The 21,055-nt window shown below is 70.2% G+C and carries 20 protein-coding genes and 1 pseudogene; 3 read left to right on the top strand and 18 right to left on the bottom strand.

Annotated features, from left to right (window positions below):
- Positions 1-2: 2 nt before the first annotated feature.
- Positions 3-869, bottom strand: coding sequence for a cell envelope integrity EipB family protein (locus tag MMB17_RS11100; protein WP_238310272.1), 867 nt, complete (start codon positions 867-869; stop codon positions 3-5).
- 447 nt (positions 870-1,316) lie between these two features.
- On the opposite strand from MMB17_RS11100, the gene MMB17_RS11095 reads away from it, so the two are divergent.
- Positions 1,317-1,865, top strand: a complete 549-nt coding sequence (locus MMB17_RS11095) for a GcrA family cell cycle regulator (protein ID WP_241101952.1) — start codon at positions 1,317-1,319, stop codon at positions 1,863-1,865.
- Positions 1,866-2,057: 192 nt separating this feature from the next.
- On the top strand, positions 2,058-2,378 hold the full coding sequence (locus MMB17_RS11090) for a DMT family transporter (RefSeq protein ID WP_238310274.1): 321 nt from the start codon (positions 2,058-2,060) through the stop codon (positions 2,376-2,378).
- Between the two features lie 45 nt (positions 2,379-2,423).
- Here MMB17_RS11090 and phoB read toward each other — a convergent pair whose 3' ends face one another.
- The 6 genes from phoB to pstS all read right to left on the bottom strand — a co-directional run bounded on the left by phoB (position 2,424) and on the right by pstS (position 7,996).
- Positions 2,424-3,125 (bottom strand): phosphate regulon transcriptional regulator PhoB, encoded by a 702-nt coding sequence (phoB, locus tag MMB17_RS11085; RefSeq protein ID WP_238310275.1) that lies wholly within the window; start codon positions 3,123-3,125, stop codon positions 2,424-2,426.
- A gap of 118 nt (positions 3,126-3,243) precedes the next feature.
- A complete protein-coding gene (phoU, locus tag MMB17_RS11080) occupies positions 3,244-3,960 on the bottom strand; it encodes a phosphate signaling complex protein PhoU (RefSeq protein WP_238310276.1) in 717 nt (238 codons plus the stop codon).
- Between the two features lie 55 nt (positions 3,961-4,015).
- Positions 4,016-4,831: a phosphate ABC transporter ATP-binding protein PstB gene (pstB, locus tag MMB17_RS11075; RefSeq protein ID WP_241101951.1), complete on the bottom strand. Its 816-nt coding sequence runs from the start codon at positions 4,829-4,831 to the stop codon at positions 4,016-4,018.
- Positions 4,832-4,874: 43 nt separating this feature from the next.
- Positions 4,875-5,774: a phosphate ABC transporter permease PstA gene (gene pstA, locus MMB17_RS11070; RefSeq protein ID WP_238310278.1), complete on the bottom strand. Its 900-nt coding sequence runs from the start codon at positions 5,772-5,774 to the stop codon at positions 4,875-4,877.
- 16 nt (positions 5,775-5,790) lie between these two features.
- The gene (gene pstC / locus MMB17_RS11065; protein WP_238310279.1) at positions 5,791-6,765 is read right to left on the bottom strand and encodes a phosphate ABC transporter permease subunit PstC; all 975 of its coding nucleotides are present in this window, start codon (positions 6,763-6,765) and stop codon (positions 5,791-5,793) included.
- A 190-nt stretch (positions 6,766-6,955) separates the two neighbouring features.
- Positions 6,956-7,996 carry a phosphate ABC transporter substrate-binding protein PstS gene (gene pstS / locus MMB17_RS11060; protein ID WP_241101950.1) on the bottom strand — a complete coding sequence of 347 codons (1,041 nt, stop codon included), beginning with the start codon at positions 7,994-7,996 and terminating at the stop codon, positions 6,956-6,958.
- 228 nt (positions 7,997-8,224) lie between these two features.
- Here pstS and MMB17_RS11055 point away from each other — a divergent pair, with 228 nt between their 5' ends.
- Positions 8,225-8,512, top strand: coding sequence for a hypothetical protein (locus tag MMB17_RS11055; RefSeq protein ID WP_420847359.1), 288 nt, complete (start codon positions 8,225-8,227; stop codon positions 8,510-8,512).
- Positions 8,513-8,522: 10 nt separating this feature from the next.
- Here the strand turns inward: MMB17_RS11055 and MMB17_RS11050 are convergent, their stop codons facing one another.
- The 11 genes and pseudogenes from MMB17_RS11050 to murC form a co-directional block, all read right to left on the bottom strand.
- Positions 8,523-8,798: a hypothetical protein gene (locus tag MMB17_RS11050; protein WP_420847358.1), complete on the bottom strand. Its 276-nt coding sequence runs from the start codon at positions 8,796-8,798 to the stop codon at positions 8,523-8,525.
- Positions 8,799-8,844: 46 nt separating this feature from the next.
- On the bottom strand, positions 8,845-10,515 hold the full coding sequence (gene recN, locus MMB17_RS11045) for a DNA repair protein RecN (protein ID WP_241101948.1): 1,671 nt from the start codon (positions 10,513-10,515) through the stop codon (positions 8,845-8,847).
- A gap of 155 nt (positions 10,516-10,670) precedes the next feature.
- Positions 10,671-11,540 carry an outer membrane protein assembly factor BamD gene (locus MMB17_RS11040; RefSeq protein ID WP_238310284.1) on the bottom strand — a complete coding sequence of 290 codons (870 nt, stop codon included), beginning with the start codon at positions 11,538-11,540 and terminating at the stop codon, positions 10,671-10,673.
- Positions 11,541-11,752: 212 nt separating this feature from the next.
- Complete coding sequence (gene lpxC, locus MMB17_RS11035; RefSeq protein WP_241101947.1) at positions 11,753-12,700, bottom strand: UDP-3-O-acyl-N-acetylglucosamine deacetylase; 948 nt, start codon at positions 12,698-12,700, stop codon at positions 11,753-11,755.
- 415 nt (positions 12,701-13,115) lie between these two features.
- Positions 13,116-14,830 (bottom strand): annotated as a pseudogene (gene ftsZ, locus MMB17_RS11030) (cell division protein FtsZ).
- A 77-nt stretch (positions 14,831-14,907) separates the two neighbouring features.
- Positions 14,908-16,230, bottom strand: a complete 1,323-nt coding sequence (ftsA, locus tag MMB17_RS11025; RefSeq protein WP_238310287.1) for a cell division protein FtsA — start codon at positions 16,228-16,230, stop codon at positions 14,908-14,910.
- A gap of 59 nt (positions 16,231-16,289) precedes the next feature.
- Positions 16,290-17,225 (bottom strand): cell division protein FtsQ/DivIB, encoded by a 936-nt coding sequence (locus MMB17_RS11020; protein WP_241101946.1) that lies wholly within the window; start codon positions 17,223-17,225, stop codon positions 16,290-16,292.
- Entirely contained in the window at positions 17,192-18,115 is a 924-nt protein-coding gene (locus MMB17_RS11015) for a D-alanine--D-alanine ligase (protein WP_241101945.1), read from the bottom strand. Before MMB17_RS11015 ends, MMB17_RS11020 begins: the two co-directional genes overlap by 34 nt.
- A 43-nt stretch (positions 18,116-18,158) precedes the next feature.
- Positions 18,159-19,085: a UDP-N-acetylmuramate dehydrogenase gene (murB, locus tag MMB17_RS11010; protein ID WP_241101944.1), complete on the bottom strand. Its 927-nt coding sequence runs from the start codon at positions 19,083-19,085 to the stop codon at positions 18,159-18,161.
- On the bottom strand, positions 19,082-19,618 hold the full coding sequence (locus MMB17_RS25345) for an endonuclease domain-containing protein (protein ID WP_338041784.1): 537 nt from the start codon (positions 19,616-19,618) through the stop codon (positions 19,082-19,084). The genes murB and MMB17_RS25345 overlap by 4 nt, the downstream gene beginning before the upstream one ends.
- Positions 19,615-21,021 carry a UDP-N-acetylmuramate--L-alanine ligase gene (gene murC, locus MMB17_RS11000; RefSeq protein WP_238310291.1) on the bottom strand — a complete coding sequence of 469 codons (1,407 nt, stop codon included), beginning with the start codon at positions 21,019-21,021 and terminating at the stop codon, positions 19,615-19,617. The genes MMB17_RS25345 and murC overlap by 4 nt, the downstream gene beginning before the upstream one ends.
- Positions 21,022-21,055 lie beyond the last annotated feature (34 nt).

The raw sequence follows: 21,055 nt of genomic DNA, 5'->3' as shown, positions 1-21,055 counted from the left end.
CCTTACCGCCCGCACTCGCCCTCGGCCTTGGGATCGGCCTTGGTGAGCTCGATGCTCTTCAGGTCGCCGTCGATGGAGAAGTCGCCGTAATCGAGATGCAGGGCGCCGCTGACGCCGTTCTCGTAGAGGTCGAAGGTCAGGGTGTAGACGGGGGTGCGCTCCCCCTCCCCCGGGGTGAAGTAGCTCAGCGTCACGGGCCAGCGCCGCATGCTGGCGAGCGGGCCCTCGCGCAGGGGCTTGTCCCGGTCGGCCTTGGCCGCGGCCGGCTGGGCCGAGGGCCGGCCGATCACCGCCAGGGTGTCGTAGACCTTGCGGCCGTCGTCGGAGCCGTCGAACACCTTCACGCCGAGGGTGGTCTCCCCGGCCCGCGCCGCCTCGACGAGGCGCCGCATATGGCGGCTCGGGAACAGCACCTCGCCCGAGGCGCCGAACTGGTCGCGCTTGGGCTCCTTGAGCTTCACCTTCATGCCTTCGGCCGAGCGGTCGGCGGTGCCGTCCACCGCGGGCGTCGGCACGCCGTTGAGGATCGTCACGGTCTTGAAGCGGAAGCTGTCGCCCTCGCCGCTCTCGTAGGTGGTGTTGCGCAGGTCCGAGGTGCGGTCGCCGCTCTCGCTGGAGGAGAGCATCGTCACCTGCCGCGTCTGCATCGTGTAGCCCCGACAGGCATCGCCGGAGAAATCGAGCACGATGCGCCCGCGGGCGCTCTCCACCGCGCGGGTACCGGAACTGCCGGCCAGCGACAGGTCGTAGACCGCCTTGTGGTTGGCGAGCCGCACTGGCGGCTCGCCGGCGGGCGGTGCGGTCTGTCCGGGAGGCGCCGCCAGGGCGGCGTTCACCGTGAGGAGCAGGCAGAGCGGGGCAAGGCGCATGCGGGCGTTCCCGAGGCTGTCCGGCAAACCCGGGCAGGCCCGGGCTCGGTCGCGCCCAACATAGGCAATCGTCGGCGCCGGGCAATGCGAGCGCTCGCAATCCCGGCAGGCGCACGGGGCGCGCCGCGGACGAGCCCCGACCGACCCGGCAAGCTGGCCAAACGACGGGGATCAAAAGACTTTCTATCTGAAGAGCATATTCTCGATATTTACAACTAATACTAGCATTTCCCGGAGATGAGGCTGCATCACGGCATTGGCGGTGGAAACAGGACGGCGGGGCCGCTCGACTCTTGCACCGGCCTCACGGGCTCCTGTAGGCTCCGCTTCATCGCCGGGGGGAGACCCGGCGGGCATCACCGACAGGTTCGGACTGCCCGGCCGCCGGCACCACCGGGCGAGGCGGCGCGGGCACCGGCCGCGGGAACGAGACGACGTGGAGGGGCCATGAGCGAGGCGGTTCCGAGCTGGACGGACGAGCGCGTCGAGCTTCTGCGTCGGCTGTGGGAGGATGGTCTGAGCGCCAGCCAGATCGCCTCGCAGATCGGCGGGATCTCGCGCAATGCCGTGATCGGCAAGGTGCATCGCCTCGGCCTCGCCGGCCGGGTGAAGCCTACGGGCCCCACCCAGGCCGCCCCCCGCAAGAAGTCCGGCGCGGAGAGCGAGGAGGCCCTGCCCATCGCCGCCGTGGTGGAGGAGGTGGTCCTGCCCGAGCCGCCGGCCATCGTGACCCATCGCCCGGCCCCGGACTTCCCGATCGTTCCGCCCCCGGCGGCGCCCGAGCCCGCGGTGATCGCGGTGTCCCAGCGCGTCACCATCATGGAACTGCGGGAATCCATGTGCCGCTGGCCGATGGGCGACCCGACCTCGCCGGAATTCCGCTTCTGCGGTGCCCGTTCGATCACCGGCCTACCCTATTGCACGCAGCACGCCCAGATCGCCTACCAGCCGGCGGCCGAGCGCAAGCGCGACCGTCGCGTGGCGGGCTTCCGCTGACGCGCGCCCGACCGGGCACAGGCGGCTGACAGGCGGGCTCCGGCCCGCCTTTTCGTTTCGGGGTGCCGCCTTGCACCCGGCAAGCCTCGCCTTTCGGATAGGGCGCACTAAGGTTTCCCGCGAGGCAACGACCTCACCCGCATCGGGGCAGGATGTCCGGGACGGCCCGGCCTTCTCAAGGAGAGCCGGACCATGGCCTGGTTCATTCTGTTCGCCGCCGGGATCCTGGAGGTCGTCTGGGCCTTCACGATGAAGCAATCCGCGGGCTTCACGAAGCCGGTGCCGGCCCTCGTCACCCTGGTCGCGATGGTCGCGAGCGTGGTGCTTCTCTCGATCGCGATGCGCAGCCTGCCCCTCGGCACGGCCTATACGGTCTGGACAGGCATCGGCGCGGTGGGCGCCTTCCTCGTCGGCATCCTCGTGCTCGGCGAGCCGGCGAATGCCCCGCGGGTCATCGCCGCCCTGCTCATCGTCAGCGGCCTCGTGATGATGAAGCTGTCCTCGGACGCGTGAGCCGGCGGGCGCTCGAAACGCCCCACCGCTCTCGCGAAAAACCCCTCAGCCGCCCGCGAACATCTCGTCGAAGGAATAGCCCGATCCGCGCACGGTGCGGATCGGGTCGGTCTGGCGCGGACGATTGATGGCCTTGCGCAGGCGGCCGACATGCACGTCGACGGTGCGCTCGTCGATATAGACGTCGTGGCCCCAGACCCCGTCGAGGAGCTGTTCCCGGGAAAAGACCCGGCCGGGGCTCTGCATCAGGTATTCGAGCAGCTTGAACTCGGTCGGCCCGAGATGGATCTCGCGGCCCTGGCGGCGGATGCGGTGGCTCACCCGGTCGAGCTCGATGTCGCCGGCCACCAGCGTGTCGGCAAGATGGGCGGGCTTGGCCCGGCGCAGCAGCGCCCGCACCCGCGCCAGCAGCTCCGGCACCGAGAAGGGCTTGACGATGTAGTCGTCCGCCCCGGTGGAGAGGCCGCGCACCCGGTCGCCCTCCTCCCCCCGGGCGGTGAGCATGATCACCGGCAAGCGTTCGGTCTCGCGGCGGGCGCGGATGCGGCGGCACAGCTCGATGCCCGACAGGCCCGGCAGCATCCAGTCGAGCAGGATCAGGTCGGGGATCTGCTCGCGCAGCAGCAGGTCCGCCTCGTCGCCCCGCGCGGCGTGGTCGACGGCGAAGCCCTCGGCCTCGAGGTTGTAGCGCAGGAGCGTGGTGAGGGCTTCCTCGTCCTCGACGATCAGGATCCGGGCGCTCGTCATGGGTGCCTCTTGGAACGCGTCCCAACGAGGCGGAGGCCGGTGCACGTCGGGAAGCGGACTGTACAAAGACTGGAGCCGCCGCCCGACGGATGCGGGCGGCGGCTCGCGACAGGAAGGGTCAGGCGGCGCCGGGCTGAACGGTGGCGTAGTTCGAGGCGTCGTTCTTCGGGCGCTCGCCGGCCGGGGTCTCGCCGGTGACGAGATACTCGATGGTCTCGGCGATGTTGGTGGTGTGGTCGCCGATGCGCTCGACGTTCTTGGCGCAGAACAGGAGATGCGTGCAGAACGAGATGTTGCGCGGATCCTCCATCATGTAGGTCAGGAGTTCCCGGAACAGCGAGTTGTAGAGCGCATCGATCGCGCTGTCGCGCTGCCACACGTCGTGGGCGGCCGAGACGTCCCGGGTGCCGTAGGCGTCGAGCACGTCCTTGAGCTGCTCTTGGACGAGGTCGCTCATGTGCTGGACGCCCAGCACGATCTTCTGCGGCTGGGTCTGGTCGCCGATGGCGACGACCCGCTTGGCGATGTTCTTGGCGAGGTCGCCGATACGCTCTAGATCGCCGGCGACGCGGATGCCCGAGATGGTCTCGCGCAGGTCGATGGCCAGGGGCTGGCGGCGGGCGATGAGGAGCACCGAGCGCTCCTCGATCTCACGCTGGAGCGTGTCGAGCCGCTTGTCGGCGGTGATGACGGCCTGGGCCAGCGCCGTATCCCGGCGCACCAGCGCCTCGGTCGCGTCGGTCATCATCTTCTCGGCGACGCCGCCCATCTCCGAGATGGCCCGGCGCAGGTCCTCGAGATCCTGGTCGTAGGAGCTGACGATATGTTCTGACATCTGTTGGACTCCAGGATCGGGCCGCTCCGCGCGGCCCCGGCGGAAGGATCTCGTCTCAGCCGAAGCGGCCGGTGATGTAGTCCTGGGTCTGACGTTTGTCGGGGTTCATGAAGATCTTCGTCGTCGGGCCGAACTCGATCAGCTCGCCGAGATACATGAACGCCGTGAACTGCGAGATGCGGGCGGCCTGCTGCATGTTGTGCGTCACGATCACGATCGTGAATTCGTTGCGCAGCTGGTCGATCAGCTCCTCGATGCGGCCGGTGGAGATCGGGTCGAGGGCCGAGGTGGGCTCGTCGAACAGGATCACCTCCGGACGCTGGGCCACGGAGCGGGCGATGCAGAGGCGCTGCTGCTGGCCGCCGGAGAGACCCATGCCGGACTGCTTGAGCTTGTCCTTGACCTCCTCCCAGAGGGCGGACTTGCGCAGGGCGTCCTCGACGCGACCGTCGAGTTCGGATTTGGGCAGCTTCTCGTAGAGGCGCAGGCCGAAGGCGACGTTGTCGTAGATCGACATCGGGAAGGGCGTCGGCTTCTGGAACACCATGCCGATACGGGCCCGCAGTTCGTTCAGGTCGACCTTCGGATCGAGGATTTTCTGGCCGTCGACCAGGATCTGCCCCTCGGCCCGCTGCTCGGGGTAGAGGCTGTAGATGCGGTTGAAGGTGCGCAGCAGGGTCGACTTCCCGCAGCCGGAAGGGCCGATCAGCGCCGTGACCTGCCGGTCGTGGAAGTTGAGGTTGATGCCCTTCAGGCCGTGGAACTGGCCGTAATAGAAGTTCAGGTCCTTCACGGCGATGCGGATCGGCGCCTTGTCGTCGGCGGGCGCGCGGTTGTTCATCTGGCTGCGGAGGGCGGGGGAGACGCTCATGGAGGCTCGTCCTTGACTGGATAGGCTCGGGGGCGCGCGCGGCTCAGCGCGCCCGCTGGTCCTTGACGACGAAGCGCGCGGTGATCGACAGCGCGAGGATGGTGACGGTGATGAGCAGCGCGCCGGCCCAGGCGAGGCTTTGCCAGTTGCCGTAGGGCGAGAGCGCGAACTGGTAGATCATCACCGGCAGGTTCGCGACGCCGCCCATCAGGTCGGCCCGGAACCAGTTGTTGTTGTTGAGCGCCGTGAACAGCAGCGGCGCGGTCTCGCCGGCGATGCGGGCGAGCGCCAGGATCACGCCGGTGACGATGCCCGCGGAGGCTGCGCGCCAGGTCACGCTGGTGATGACCTTGGACATCGGCGCGCCGAGGGCGGCGCCGGCCTCGCGCAGCGAGCCCGGAACGAGGCGCAGCATGTCCTCGGTGGTGCGCACGATCACCGGCGTCGCGATGATCGCCAGGGCCACGCCGCCGGCCCAGCCGGAATAGGAGCCCATCGGCCGCACCATCAGGGTGTAGACGAACAGGCCGATCAGGATCGAGGGCGCCGAGAGCAGGATGTCGTTGAGGAAGCGGATCACGTTGGCGAGCTGCGAGTTCCGGCCATACTCGGCGAGGTAGGTGCCCGCCATCACGCCGACGGGGGTGGCGACCGCGATGCCGATCGTCGTCAGGATCAGGCTGCCGAGGATCGCGTTGGCGATGCCGCCGCCCTCGGTGCCGGGGCCCGGCGTCGGGTGCGTCAGGAGCGAGAGCGAGAAGCCCTCGAGCCCCTTCCAGATCAGCATGATCAGGATCGAGCCGAGCACCACGGCGCCAATGGCCGTGGCCAGGGTGCAGGAGGTGCGCAGCAGCCGGTCGGCGACCCGCCGGCTCGGCCGGACGCGGGAGCCGCGGGGGACGGAAGCGGCCTCGGCCGAGGCGTAGGGATTGGTGGCGTCCATGGAGAGCGCTCCCGGCTCACGCGGCCTTCACGCGCCGCGTCAGGTAGCGGGCGACGATGAGGACGAAGAAGGTGATGACGAACAGGATGCAGCCGAGGGCCATCAGGGCGTTGAGCTGCAGGCCGTCCGCCTCGTTGAACTCGTTGGCGATGCGCGAGGCGATGGTGGAGCCCGGATCGAAGATCGAGGCGGAGAGCCGGTTCGCGTTGCCGATCACGAAGGTGACCGCCATGGTCTCGCCGAGGGCGCGGCCGAGGCCGAGCATGACGGCGCCGATGATCGAGACGGAGGCCTGCGGCACCAGCACGTGGCGCACCACCTCCCAGGTCGTGCAGCCGATGCCGAAGGCGCTCTCGCGCAGCACGGTCGGGATCTGGTCGAGCATGTCGCGGGTGATCGAGGCCACGAAGGGCACGATCATGATCGCGAGGATGATGCCCGCGGTGAGCACGCCGACGCCGGAGGGCACCCGGGAATAGAGCAGCGTGCCGACGATCGGCAGGCCCTCGACGAGGTTCGAGACCGGCATCTGCACGTAATGGGCGAAGAGAGGCGCGAACACGAACAGGCCCCACATGCCGTAGATGATGCTCGGCACGGCGGCGAGCAGCTCGATCACCATGGCGACCGGCTTGCGCGCCCAGCCGGGGGCGAGCTGCGTCAGGTAGATGGCGATGGCCAGGGAGAGGGGCACGCCGATCACCAGGGCGATCAGGGCCGAGACCAGGGTGCCTATCACGGCGACCAGGGCGCCGAACTGCTCGGTGCCGACATTCCAGGCGCTGGAGGTGACGAAGCCGGGCCCGAACTCGCTGAAGGCCGGCCAGGCGCCCCAGACGATCGAGCCGATGATACCGACCAGAACGAGGAGGACGAGGAGGGCCGCGCCGTAGGCGCAGGCGCGGAACAGGCTGTCGAGGCTCCGGCTCGGAACGGTCCGGGCCGCTCGCTCGCTGCGCGCCAGGGCGATCTCTTGGGTCAACGCGGTCATCCGCTCATGCTCTGTCGAAGGGGTGGCGTTTAGCGCGCCGAAGCCGCGGGCGCGAGCGGGTCCCGTCGTCTTCCCTCACCCCATCTGGGGAAAGGCGGAACTGGTCTTTAAGATCGTCGACGGCCGGGTGCTCGGCACGCCCGATCCTGAAAAAGCCTTCCCCCGCCGGAGCGGGGGAAGGCCGAGGGGATTACATCCCGAAGACGGGCTTGCCGTCCTTGCCCTTGATGGTCTTCCACTCCTCGTGGATCTGGGCGACGACGTTGTCGGGCAGCGGCACGTAGTCGAGCTCGGTCGCGAGCTTGTCGCCGTTCTTGTAGGCCCAGTCGAAGAACTTGAGCACGTCAGCGGTCTTGGCCGCGTCGGCGGGCTCCTTGTAGACCAGGATGAAGGTCGCGGCGGTGATCGGCCACGCGCCCTCGCCGGCCTGGTTGGTCAGGGAGATGCCGAAGCCCGGGGCGGCCTTCCAGTCGGCGCTGGCGGCGGCGGCCTGGAACGCCTTGTCGTCGGGCTGCGGGAACTTGCCGGCCTTGTTCTCGAGGAGGGCGTAGCCAAGCTTGTTCTGCTTGGCATAGGCCGACTCGACGTAGCCGATGGCGTTCGGGACCTGCTTGACGGTGGCGGTGACGCCCTCGTTGCCCTTGCCGCCCTGACCCACCGGCCAGCTGATCGTGGTGGCCGCGCCGTATTCCTTCTTCCAGCTCTCGGAGACGCCGGAGAGGTAGGTCGTGAAGATGTTGGTCGTGCCGGAGGCGTCGGAGCGGTAGACCGGGGTGATCGGCGCGTCGGGGAGCTTCACGCCCTCGTTCAGCTTGGCGATCTTCGGGTCGGACCACTTGGCGATCTTGCCGGCGTAGATGTCGGCGAGCAGCTCACCGTTGAGCTTCAGCTTGCCCGGCTCCAGGCCGGCGATGTTCACCACCGGGACCACGCCGCCCATCACGGTCGGGAACTGGACGAGGCCGTCCTTCTCGAGCTGCGCGCCCTTCAGCGGGGCGTCGGTGGCGCCGAAATCGACCGTCTTGGCCTGGATCTGCTTGATGCCGCCGCCGGAACCGATCGACTGGTAGTTCAGGCCCGTGCCGGTCTCCTTGCGGTAGGCCTCGGCCCACTTGGAATAGACCGGGAAGGGGAAGGTCGCGCCGGCGCCGGTGATATCGGCGGCCAGGGCGGGGAAGGCGAGCTGAGCGGTCGCGAGACCGAGGGCCAGCGCGTAAGCGAAGGGTTTCACGTGCATCTCCGTGTCGTGTCGGGCACCGGGGGCGCGGGACGCCGGCCCGCTGCTGAGGCGGACCCTGCGCGTACCTCACGGCCTGCGCTGCGGTAATCACCCGACGCACCGCGCATATGACGATGACATGACAAGGACGTGACAACGCCCTGCCCGAGATCACGGAGCCGGGGAAGGAACCCTGCCAGGATGCCCGTGCGTTGAGGACATGCCGGTTATCGTTGTGGAATGCGGGAGGCCGAGGTGGCGGATTCACCGCCCTCACCGTCGTCGGAGCGGCCGAGTCGCGCCGCGAACGCTCAGGATGCGGTCTATCTCGCCCTGCATGGCGAGCGGGCCGAGCTGGAGCGCGCCCTCACCCTCGCCCGTCAGCGGCAGCAATTCGGGTCGAACCCGGCGGAGATCGAGGCGGCACGGATGGAGGAGGCGAGCCTCCTCAAGGATCTCGACCGCATCCTCACCATGATCCGCGCCGCGGAGATCAAGCGCCGGCCCGGCGGCCGCCGCTGGCAGTAGCCCGCTCGCCCTATTCGCCCCGCCGGCGGTCGCGCTCCTTGTGGCGCAGGCGCAGGAGAAGATCGACCTGCGTGTCGGTGATCGGCTGACGGTCGCAGCTCTCCGCGTAGACCGCGCGGAGCGTCGTGCCGAGATGCATCCGCGTATCGGTGCTCAACCGGGGCGGCACGTTTCCGCCGATCCCGAGAATGCCGGCCCAATCCCGTGACATCGCCTTGCCCATGCTCCGACCCTGGCAATCGTCGTCGATGCGTCCGGGACCAGCCTCGCGCAGCTTGGTTAACATTTCCTTATTGTTAAGGTTACCCGAACGTCACCGCCACCGGGGCGGATCAGGCCTCGGCGCTCATCAAAAGCCGGGCGGCGGCGGCGCGGGCCTCGTCGGTCACGATGGCGCCGGCCAGCATGCGGGCGATCTCCTCCCGGCGCGCCTCGGTGGTGAGGCTGCTCACCCGGGTCGCGACGCGGCCGCCCTTCACGGGATCCTTGGCGATCAGGAAATGGCGCTCGGCCCGGGCGGCCACCTGGGGCGCGTGGGTGACGGCCACGACCTGCACCCGCTCCGAGAGCCGGGCGAGGCGGGCGCCGATGGCATCGGCCACCGCGCCGCCGACGCCGGTATCGATCTCGTCGAAGATCAGGGTCGGGGCCGAGCCGCGGTCGGCGAGCACCACCTTCAGGGCCAGCATGAAGCGGGAGAGCTCGCCGCCGGAGGCGACCTTCATCATCGGGCCGGGCCGCGTGCCGGGATTGGTCTGGGCGAAGAACTCGACCCGCTCCGTGCCGGCAGGGTCGCGGGAGGCCTCGTCCGTGGCGATCTCGGTGATGAAGCGGGCACGCTCCAGCTTCAGCGGCGGCAATTCCTTCTGCACCGCCGCGTCCAGGGCCTTGGCCGCCCGCCGCCGCCCGTCGGCGAGCTTCTTCGCCGCCGCCGCATAGGCGGCCTCCGCCGCGTCGAGGGCGGCCTGGAGCCCGCCCAGGGCCTCCTCGCCGGCATCCATCGCCGCCACGTCCGCCTCGTAGCGGGCACGCAGGGCGGCGAGGTCGTCGGCGGGCACGTCGTATTTCCGCGAGGCCGCGCGCAGGGCGAACAGGCGCTCCTCGGCCCGCTCCAGCTCGCGGGGATCGAATTCCGCGGCGAGCACCGCCGCGTCGAGCACGCTGCGGGCCTCGTCGAGGGCGACGAGGGCGGCGTCGAGGGCGGCGACGCAAGGATCGACGAGGCCGGGCAGCTGCGCGCTGCGGCGCTCCAGCCGGCGCACCGCCGAGGAGAGATGCGGCACCATCGAGTTCGGGCCGCCGACCGCGTCGAGGGCGTCGTTCAGCTCGCGGGCGACCTTCTCGCTCTGCTGCATCACCGTGCGGCGCTCGGCCAGCGTCGCCTCCTCCCCGGCCTGGGGATCGAGGGCAGCGAGCTCCTCGACGGCGTGGCGCAGGAAATCCGCCTCCCGGCGCGCGCCCTCGACCCGGGCGCGCTGCTCGGCGAGAGCGGTGCGGGCGCCCCGCACCCGGCGGGACGCCTCCGCCACCTCGGCCAGGGGCTTGGCCAGGCCGCCGAAGGCGTCGAGGATCGTGCGGTGGCTCGCCGGATCGGCCAGGGCCCGGTCGTCGTGCTGGCCGTGGATCTCCACGAGGGCGGCGCCGATCGCCTTCAGCGTCTGCACGCCGGCGGGCTGGTCGTTGACGAAGGCGCGGGTGCGGCCGTCGGCGAACTGGACCCGGCGCAGAATCAGGTCGCCCTCGGTGTCGAGGCCGCCCTCCGCAGCGATCGCCCGGGCGGGATGGTCGAGCCCGACATCGAACACGGCAGTGACGCTGCCCTGCGCCTCGCCGTGGCGCACGAGCTTGCCGTCGCCGCGGCCGCCGAGCGCCAGGGCGAAGGCGTCGAGCAGGATCGACTTGCCCGCGCCGGTCTCGCCGGTGAGGACGCTCAGGCCGTCGGCGAAGTTCAGCTCGAGCTTGTCGATCAGAACGATGTCGCGGATCGCGAGCTGGACGAGCATGCCGCGTGCGGAAGGAAGCCTGTGGAAGGAGGCCCGTGTTTAGGGCCAAGCGGGGTCGGGGCCAAGCGGGTCGGAGCCGAGCACGACGGCCCTCTCTCCAAAAAGAAAGGGCGGCGCCATTGGCACCGCCCCGATCGTCCGCGCCGTCCGGGCCGTCAGTTGGCCTCGGCCGTGCGCCCGATGACGCCGCGATAGACCTTGCTGAGCCAGGAGGACTTCTCCTCGCGGGGCTCCAGGCCGCCGTTCTGGAGAAGGGCGAAGGCATCCTTGTACCAGGGGCTGTCCGGGAAGTTGTGGCCGAGCACGGCCGCCGCGGTCTGCGCCTCGCCGGTGAGACCCAGCGCCATATAGGCCTCGGTCAGGCGCTCCAGCGCTTCCTCGGCGTGGCGGGTGGTCTGATACTGGCTGACCACGTTGCGGAAGCGGTTGATCGCCGCCGGGAAGTTGCGCTTCTCGAGGTAGAAGCGACCGACCTCCATCTCCTTGCCGGCGAGCTGGTCGCGGGTGATCTGGATCTTGGCCTTGGCGTCGGCGGCGTATTCCGAGGTCGGGTAGCGCTGCACCAGCTCCTGGAGCGCCTGGAGCGCCCGCTCGGACCGCTCCTGGTCGCGGGTCACGTCCGGGATCTGCTTATACTGCGACATCGCCATCAGGTACTGGGCGTAGGCCGCGTCCTTGCTGGCCGGATGGCGCTGCAGATAGCGCTTCGAGGCGCTGATCGCGTCGTCGTACTTCTGGCCCTCGTAGTTCGAATAGGCCGTCATCAGCAGCGCTTTGCGCGACCAGTCCGAATAGGCGTACTGCTTGTCGAGCTGCTCGAAGGACTTGGTGGCCGCCTCGTAGTCCCGGTCCTCCATCTTGGCCAAGCCCTCGCTGTAGAGCTTGTCCGCGGGGGTGTCGGCGATCACCTTCGGCTCGTACTTCTCGGCGAAGAGGCCGGTCGGATCGAAGCCGTCGCAGCCACCGAGGCCGAGGGTCAGGAGCGCGACCGCCAGGGCGCCGCGGGTCGAGAAGTTCAGAGGCATCCCGGTCTCATCCTCAACAGGCGCGGCCGACCATCGTCCGGCCCGCATTCCCACGCCAACACCGCGTCGTCAGGGGCATCCGATGCCACGCCCCGGCCCCGGGGGCCAGGGGGACGCGCCCTCTTAACGCGAGGTTACCGTGGAAGCAGATTCGGGCGCGAAAGCGGCGGCAAGGGGGCCGTCGCTTTCCGCGAAAGGCTGTGGCTTGCGGGTTACAGCTCGGCGGCAAAGGCGGCGAGGCCCAGGCCGGCGCCGATCTCGGCCAGCGCAGTCTCGCGGCGGCTGCCCTGGCCCTCGACCAGGCAGTAATTCGCCCGGTCGGCGAAGAGGGCGGTGAGCACGCCGACATTCATGCGGTGGCCGCCGCAATAGGAGCGATAGGCCCCCTGGATCGGCAGGCCGGCCAGGGCGAGGTCGCCGACCGCGTCGAGCAGCTTGTGGCGGACGAACTCGTCGGCGAAGCGGAGGCCTTCCGGGTTGACCACGGCGGTGTCGCCGACGGCCACGGTGTTCTCGAGGGAGGCGCCGAGGGCGAAGCCCGCCTTCCAGTAGCGCTCCACGTCCCGCATCATGCCGAAGGTGCGGGCCGGGGCGATCTCGCGGCGATAGGCGGCGGGGGTGAGATCCAGCACCTTGCGGCTGCGGCCGATCACCGGGCTCTCGAAATCGATCTCCACGTCGAGGCGGAAGCCCCGGTCGATCGGGCGCAGCTCGGCAAAGCCGCGGCCGGCCTCGATGCGGACCGGGCGCAGCACCTTGATCCAGCGGCGGGCGGCGCCGCAATGGACGATGCCGACGGCGTCGATGGCCTGGACGAAGGGACGGGCGCTGCCGTCGAGGATCGGCATCTCCGGCCCGTCGATCTCGACGAGGACGTTGTCGATCCCGAGCCCGTAGAGGGCCGACATCAGATGCTCGATGGTGGCCACGGCACCGGTCTCGTTGTCACCGATGACGGTGCAGAGCTCGGTGGCGGAGACGCAGGCGTGATGGGCCTTGATGAACCGGTCGTTGCCGGTGGGCGTCCCCGTGCGGAGGAAGGCTATTCCGTGATTGGCTTGCGCTGGATGGAGGGTGATCTCGACCGGGTTTCCGGAGTGGACGCCGATCCCGCTGAGGGTCGCCGGCGATTTTATCGTTGTTTGTTGGTTCGTCCGCATTCCCTTAGCCCTCGGCCAGGATCCAGCGCCCGCACCCGTTTTCGGGCACGTCACATCGGGATCCGTCCGCTGCTTGAAGCCTCTGCGGGCGCTTCGCGGCCGTGCATGCCGCTGCGCCTTTGTCGTTCCGAGGCTTGGTATAGACGGGGTGAACTGCACCGCCAAATCACGGATTCTTACGTTCTGTTACAGCCACGGTTTCGACACAGTTAAGAAAAAACCGTGACTTCCCAAGCAATTAACGAATGGTTAACAGCGCCTTTCCGGCCGCGGGCGCTGTGGCATAAATGCCGCTACACCCCCGGCCGGCGGCGCCGGACGCACGCGCGAAGGCGCGCCGCGGAACCCGCAGCGCGCCTTCGCCGATCGGTGCGGGACGGCCCGCCGGGACAAGTCCCGAGGGGCCGGATCCGGCTCAGTTCGCCTGGCGGCGCAGGAAGGCCGGGATCTCCAGGTGGTCGTCCTCCATCATCCGCGGCGCCGGGGCGACGCGGCCCTGGGCGTCGAGGTTGCCCTGGGCCGGGCGGTACTGGGGCGCCTGGACGCTCGGGGCGGCGCGGGGCGCCGGCGGCGCGACCGGATGGGCGGCCTGCGGGGCGGCCGGGGCGCGCATCGGCGGCAGCGGCGCCCCTCGACCTCCTCGCGGCGGCCGCCGAAGCCGACCGTGGCGAGGCGGCGCAGCAGCGTCATGCGCTTGGAATCCTGGGCCTGCTCGGCCGGCTCCTCGCCCCGGCTCACCCGGATCTGCGCCTGGGTGTGGGGCGGCAGCTCCGAGATCTGCGGCATGCGCGGCGGACGGGCGAGCTGCGGACGCGGCGGCACGTAGGGGCCGGCGGCGGCCGGAGCGGCCTCGGGCGCCGGAGCCGGGGCGACGGGCTGGGGCTCGTAGGGCATCGAGGCGCGGGGCGCGGCCTGGGTCAGCAGCACGTCGTCGCGCATCACCGGAGCCGGAGCCTCGGCGCGGACCGGCTCGGGGGCGGCCTCGGGCAGGACCGAGCGCGGGGCGACCGGGGCGGCCTGCGGCTCGGGCTGGCGGGCGACCGGGGCCGGCTGCGAAGTCGAGGCGCGGGCACGGGCCTCGGCACGCAGGCGCTCGGCCACCTCGGCGATGCGCTGCTCGGTCTCGACCACGGCCGGGTTGTTCGGCGAATGGGCCGAGATCAGCGCCGGCTCGATGCCCGTGGCGACCACCGACACGCGGATGATGCCGTCGAGGCTCTCGTCGAAGGTGGCGCCGAGGATGATGTTGGCGTCGGAATCGACCTCCTCGCGGATGCGGGTGGCGGCCTCGTCGAGCTCGTAGAGGGTGAGGTCGGCGCCGCCCGTGATCGAGATCAGCAGGCCGCGGGCGCCCTTCATCGAGACGTCGTCGAGGAGCGGGTTGGCGATGGCGGCTTCCGCGGCGCGGTTGGCGCGCTTCTCGCCGGAGGCCTCGCCGGTGCCCATCATCGCCTTGCCCATGCCGCGCATGATCGCGCGGACATCGGCGAAGTCGAGGTTGATGAGCCCCTCCTTCACCATCAGGTCGGTGATGCAGGCGACGCCCGAATAGAGCACCTGGTCGGCCATGGCGAAGGCGTCGGCGAAGGTGGTCTTCTCGTTGGCGACCCGGAACAGGTTCTGGTTCGGGATCACGATCAGCGTGTCAACAGCGGCCTGGAGCTCCTGGATGCCGGCCTCGGCCGTGCGCATGCGGCGCACGCCCTCGAACTGGAAGGGCTTGGTCACCACGCCCACGGTCAGGATGCCCATGTCGCGGGCGGCCCGGGCGATGACCGGGGCGGCGCCGGTGCCGGTGCCGCCGCCCATGCCGGCGGTGATGAAGCACATATGCGCGCCCGAGAGCTGATCGCGGATCTCGTCGATCACCTCCTCGGCCGCGGCCGAGCCGACTTCCGGATGCGAGCCGGCGCCGAGGCCCTGGGTGACGTTGAGGCCCATCTGGATGACCCGCTCGGCCTTGGAGGAGGTGAGCGCCTGGGCATCGGTGTTCGCCACGACGAATTCGCAGCCGAGCAGGCCGGATTCGATCATGTTGTTGACCGCGTTGCCGCCGGCGCCGCCGACGCCGAAGACGGTGATGCGGGGCTTGAGTTCCCGGATGTCCGGCGCCTGCAGGGAGATGGCCATGGTGTCGAGCCTTTCGTGACCTTGTTTCGACCGGCGCCCCTCGGCGGCGCCTAACTCTTTGTTTTTATACGAGAACTCTAGAAGCTTTCGCGGATCCAGCGTCCGACCCGCGAGAAGTACCCGTCGGTTCCGGTGCCGGCGAAGGCGCTGTGCCCCCGCGGCTCGAAATGCTCCGCATGCGCGACCTGCGGGTAGATCAGCAGGCCGACGGCGGCCGAGAAGGCCGGCCCCTTGGCCGCCTCCGGCAGGCCGCGGATGCCGAGCGGCCGGCCGATGCGGACCTGGCCCTGGAGCACCCGGCGGGCGACCTCCGGCAGGCCGACCAGCTGGCTCGCGCCCCCCGTCAGCACCACCCGGCGCCCGGCCTGGCCGGCGAAGCCGGCATTGCGCAGGCGGTCCCGCACCAGTTCGATCACCTCCTCGACCCGCGGCTTGATGATCCGCACGAGGTGCGAGCGCGGCACGTGGGTCGGGGCGTCGCTCTCGTCCTCGCCGACGCCGTGGACCGCGATCATGTCGCGCTCGTCGGACGCCGTGGCGATGGCCGAGCCGTAGAGGGTCTTCAGCCGCTCGGCCGCGGAGACGCGGGTCGAGAGGCCCCGGGCAATGTCCATGGTGACGTGATGGCCGCCGACCGCGATCGCGTCCGTGTGGACGAGATGGCCGCCGGAGAAGACGCCGACGCTGGTGGTGCCGCCGCCCATGTCGACCACGGCGACGCCGAGCTCGGCCTCGTCGTCGACGAGCGCCGAGAGGCCGGCGGCGTAGGGGGTGGCGATCACGGCGTCGACGCCGAGATGGCAATGCTCGACGGCGAGCATCAGGTTGCGGGCGGCGGCGGCCTCGGCGGTGACGACGTGCAGGTCGACGCCCAGGGCATCGCCGATCATGCCCGAGGGGTCGATGACCGCGCCCTGACCGTCCAGGGCGTAGCCGGTGGGCAGGGCGTGCAGAACGGCCCGGCCGGGGCTGACGCCGTGGGCGCTCGCGGTCTCGAGGACCCGCTCCACGTCGGAGCCGGTCACCGTGCCGGAACGGACGGCGACGCGGGCCTCGAAATGCTGCGAGCCGAGCCGGCCCCCGGACATGTTGACGATGACCGACTGGACCTCGGCCTTGGCCATGCGCTCGGCGGCATGCACCGCCTGGCGGATGGCGCCCTCGGCGGCCTCCAGGTCGACGATGGCGCCGCCCTTGAGGCCCAGCGAGCGCTGGTGGCCGATGCCGATGATGCGGGCGAGATGGGTGCGCCCGCGCAGGGTCGAGAGCTGCTCGGCCGGCTGCAGCTCGGCGATCAGGCACACGATCTTGCTCGTGCCGATGTCGAGGACCGACAGCGTCGCGCTCCGACGGGCGGAGAGGGGTTTCAGACGCGGCGTGAGGCCGGAATGGGACAACATCGGACGCTACCGGGCGAGGAACGCGGGAACCGGGGAGAGGGCGTGGCGGGCGTCGCGGCTCATGTCGCGGTGCCCTTCTTGGTCTTCTTCTGGCTCTCCGCCCGGGCGGCGGCGGCCTCCTCGGTCAAGCGGACGACGACGCGGTCCGGCATGCGCAGGTCCACCGCGATGATGTCCTTCTCGAGCAGGCGGTTCTTGCGCTCGAGATCGGCGAGGCGGCCGAGCGCCCCGACGGGATCGTCCTCCGGCAGGCGGATGTCGACGCCGTCGAGCTTCAGGGTCCAGCGCCGGCCGGACACGTAGGTGCCGGCCTTCACGCGCTCGCCCAGGGGACCCGCCGCCTCGATCAGCGACAGGTATTCCTTGAGGTGGACATTGGCGTTCTCGCCCACGACGAGCGGCAGGCTCGCGTAGCGGTCGTCGCGCATCTCGTCGATCACGGTGCCGTCGGCGGCGATCACCTGGATCTCGCCGTTGCGCTGCCACAGGGCGGCGGGCTCCCGCTCGACCTGGGTGATGACGATCTCGTTGGGATAGACCTTGCGCACGGAGGCGCTGGCGATCAGCGGCTCGGCGAGGAGGCGCTGGCGGGCGGCCTCGACGTCGAGGAAGGGCACGGAGGTGCGCCAGTCGATGCCGGCGGCGTGCAGCACCTCGCGCTCGTACATCCGCGAGATGCCGGAAATGGTCACCTTCTCGACGCCGAAGCCGGCGAGCCGGGCCAGGACGTCGAGGGGCCGGCCGTTCTCGGCGACGAAGGCGTCGTAGCGCCCGCTCGCGACGAATCCCGACAGGGCGACGACGGCGAGGGTGCCGGCCAGCAGGGGCGTGCCGAGATGGCGCGGCACGCGCGCCTCGATCGGCACGGCGGGGCGCAGGCGACGCGCCGCGGTGAACCGGCGCAGGACGCGCGGGAGCCGCAGGCGGGTGAGCCGCGCGCGCCCGGACGCAGCCGGGGCGTTCAGCGACTCAGAGAAGCGTCCTCCACCATCCATCGGACGAGCTCACCGAAACTCAGGCCAGCGTGGGCAGCAATTTCCGGCACAAGGCTCGTCTGGGTCATGCCGGGTTGCGTGTTGACCTCCAGAACGACGAGGGCGCCCGTGCCTCCGGGCGTGTCGTCGTAACGAAGGTCGGCACGGCTGACCCCGCGGCAGCCCAGTGCTTGATGCGCCGTTAACGACAACTCTTGGACACGCTGGTAAACATTTGGTTTAAGATCGGCGGGCAGGACGTGGATCGACCCCCCTTCGGCGTACTTCGCGTCGAAGTCGTACCACTCCCCCGAGGCGGGCTTGATCTCGATCACCCCGAGGGCCCGGTCGCCCAGCACCGCGCAGGTCAGCTCGCGGCCGGCAACGTAAGTCTCCACAAGGACTTCCTCCCCGTAGACCCATTCGTCCGAGTTCAGGATCTGGGACGGATGCGAGCGCTCCTCGCGCACGATGATCACGCCCATGGAGGACCCCTCCGCGATCGGCTTGACCACGTAGGGAGGAGTTAACGGGTGTGACTTCGCCGCATCATGACGGTTAACGACGCGGCCCTCCGGCACGGCCACGCCGGCCGCTTTCATGACCGTTTTGGCACGCTCCTTGTGCATGGCCAGGGCCGAGGCGAGCACGCCGGAATGGGTGTAGGGGATCTTCAGGATCTCCAGGAGGCCCTGGATGGTGCCGTCCTCGCCCGCCGGGCCGTGCAGCGCGTTGAGGGCGACGTCGGGCTTCAGGGTGGTCAGCACGGTGGCGATGTCCGGCCCCACATCGACGGGGGTGACGCGGTAGCCCTCCCCTTCCAGGGCGCGGGCGCAGGCGGTGCCGGAGCGGAGCGAGATCTCGCGCTCCGAGGACCAGCCGCCCATCAGGACGGCGACATGCTTGGACATGGAGGTTTCTCCGCAGGCGCTTCGTTCGTCTCGGGGCGGATCGTCAGGCGGCCGCCGCCACGCCGATCCGCTTGATCTCCCAGTGCAGCTCGACGCCGGAGGTCTCGCGCACCCGGCGGCGGACCTCCTCGCCCAGGGCCTCGATCTCGGCCGCGGTGGCGCCGCCGCGATTGATCAGGAAGTTGCAGTGCATCTCCGAGACCTGGGCCCCGCCCACGGCGAGGCCGCGGCAGCCGGCGGCGTCGATGAGCTGCCAGGCCTTGCCGCCCTCGGGATTCTTGAAGGTGGAGCCGCCGGTGCGCTCGCGGATCGGCTGAGCGGCCTCCCGGGCGGCGGTGACCCGCTCCATCTCGGCCTCGATCTCGGCCCGGTCGCCCGGCCGTCCGCGGAACAGGGCGCTCGTGAAGATCACGTCCTCGGGCGCCGCGGAATGGCGGTAGGTGAAGCCCATCTCGGCATGGCTGAAGTGGCGGAGCGCGCCCCTGCGGTCGATGCCGCGGGCCTCGATCAGCACGTCGGTGGTCTCGCCGCCATGGGCGCCGGCATTCATGCGCAGGGCCCCGCCGATGGAGCCGGGGATGCCCCGGTAGAAGGCGAGCCCGTCGAGGGCGGCCTCCGCCGCGGCCTTGGCGAGCCGCATGTCCGGCACGGCCGTGCCCGCCCGCAGGGTGTCGCCGTCGACCGCGACCGAACCGAAGGCCTTGCCGCCGAGCCGGATAGTGACGCCGGGGATGCCGCCGTCGCGCACGATCAGGTTCGAGCCGAGCCCGATCACCGTGACCGGCACGGCGGGGTCGAGGGCGGCGAGGAGCGCGGCCAGGTCCTCCTCGTCGGCCGGCGAGAACAGCACCTGCGCCGGCCCGCCGACCCGGAACCAGGTCAGCTCCGACAAGGGCTGATCGGCCAAAAGCCGCCCGCGGAGATGGGGCGCGGCGGCGCGGATGTCGTCGATGAGGGAATGCACTGTCATATCCGTGATCCCCCTCTCCCCGCACGCGGGGAGAGGGCCGAGCCCCCCTTGTCGGGGGCGAGGCGAGCGGAGCGAGGGTGAGGGGACGTATCCGGCACGGGCTCTTTCGTCGACATCCCCTCACCGTCGCCCTTCGGGCTCGCTGCGCCGACGACGAGGTCGTCGCAGCCCTCTCCCCGCGTGCGGGGAGAGGGGAGAAGCGCGGCAAGGATCGTGTCCGAAACTCCGTCGATGTTTGTCATGATCTCAGGGTTCCAGAAGCGGAGGATCCGATAGCCCCGCTCCGTCAGCCAAGCATCCCGAACCGAGTCGCTTTCCGAATCGGCGTGCTGGCTCCCGTCGCACTCGACGATCAGCCTCGCCTCCCGGCAGCAGAAATCCGCAACATACGGTCCGACGCTCTCCTGCCGGACGAACTTGAACCCGGCGAGACGCCGATCACGAAGGCGGTGCCAGGGCCGGCGTTCCGCCTCCGTCTGGTCGTGGCGGAGCCGACGCCTGAAACGGGTCCGCTCCTTCGCGAGGGTGGTCACCCCTTCAGCGCCGCCAATTCCCCCGGCAGCGCGTAGGCCCATTGGGTGATCGTGCCGGCGCCGAGGCAGACGACGTAGTCGCCCGGCCGAGCATGGGCGGCGACGAGGCCGGCGAGGTCTTCCGGCTTCTCCAGGGCGATGGCGTCGCGGTGGCCGCGGGACTTCAGGCCCGAGACGAGGCCGTCGCGGTCGATGCCGGGGATCGGCGCCTCGCCCGCCGCGTAGACGGGGGCGACGATGACCGTGTCGGCGTCGTTGAAGCAGGTGCAGAAATCGTCGAACAGCGAGTGCAGGCGCGAGTAGCGGTGCGGCTGCACCACGGCGATCACCTGGCCCTCGGTGGAGGCGCGGGCGGCGCGCAGCACGGCGGCGATCTCGACGGGGTGATGGCCGTAATCGTCGAAGATCACCGCGCCGTTCCACTCGCCGGTGCGGGTGAAGCGGCGCTTCACGCCGCCGAAGCCGGCCAGCGCCTTGCGGATCGCGTCCGGCGAGACGCCGAGCTCGTGGGCGACGGCGAGCGCCGCGGTGGCGTTGAGCGCGTTGTGCTTGCCGGGCATCGGCAGCACCAGATCCTCCATCTCCAGGCGGAAGCCCGGGCGGCGGTCGCGGATCATCACCCGGAAGCGGCTCTGACCGCCGCGCAGGTCCACGTCGAGCAGGCGCACGTCGGCCTGGGGGTTCTCGCCGTAGGTGATGATGCGCCGGTCCTCGATGCGCCCGACGAGGTCCTGCACCGCCGGGTGGTCGATGCACATCACAGCGAAGCCGTAGAACGGGATGTTGTCGATGAAGCGCCGGAAGGCGTCCTTGATCGCGTCGAACGAGCCGAAATGGTCGAGATGCTCGGGGTCGATGTTGGTGACGATGGCGACGTCCGCCGGCAGCTTCAGGAAGGTGCCGTCGGATTCGTCGGCCTCCACCACCATCCAGTCGCCGTCGCCCATGCGGGCATTGGTGCCGAAGGCGTTGATGATGCCGCCGTTGATCACGGTCGGGTCGAGCCCGCCCGCCAGGAGCAGCGTCGCGACCAGCGACGTCGTCGTGGTCTTGCCGTGGGTGCCGGCCACCGCGACGCAGGACTTGAAGCGCATCAGCTCGGCGAGCATCTCGGCGCGGCGCACCACCGGCAGCCGGCGCTCGCGGGCGGCTTCGAGCTCCGGGTTGTCGCGGCGGATCGCGGTCGAGACCACCACCAGGGCGGCCTCCTCGACGTTCGGCGCGGCATGCCCGACGAAGGTGCGGATGCCCTTCTCGGCGAGGCGGCGGACATTGGCGTTGTCCGAGGCGTCGGAGCCCTGAACCGTGTAGCCGAGATTGTGCATCACCTCGGCGATGCCGGACATGCCGATGCCGCCGATGCCGATGAAGTGGATGGGGCCGAGCTTGTCGGGCAGCTTCATTGCTTTGTCTCGGGCGATGGTCGCGGGCGGCCTC

Source organism: Methylobacterium organophilum, from assembly GCF_022533465.1.
Lineage (GTDB): Bacteria > Pseudomonadota > Alphaproteobacteria > Rhizobiales > Beijerinckiaceae > Methylobacterium > Methylobacterium organophilum.
Note: the sequence above shows the minus strand (reverse complement) of the source record. Positions and strands in the feature narration are given on the sequence as shown.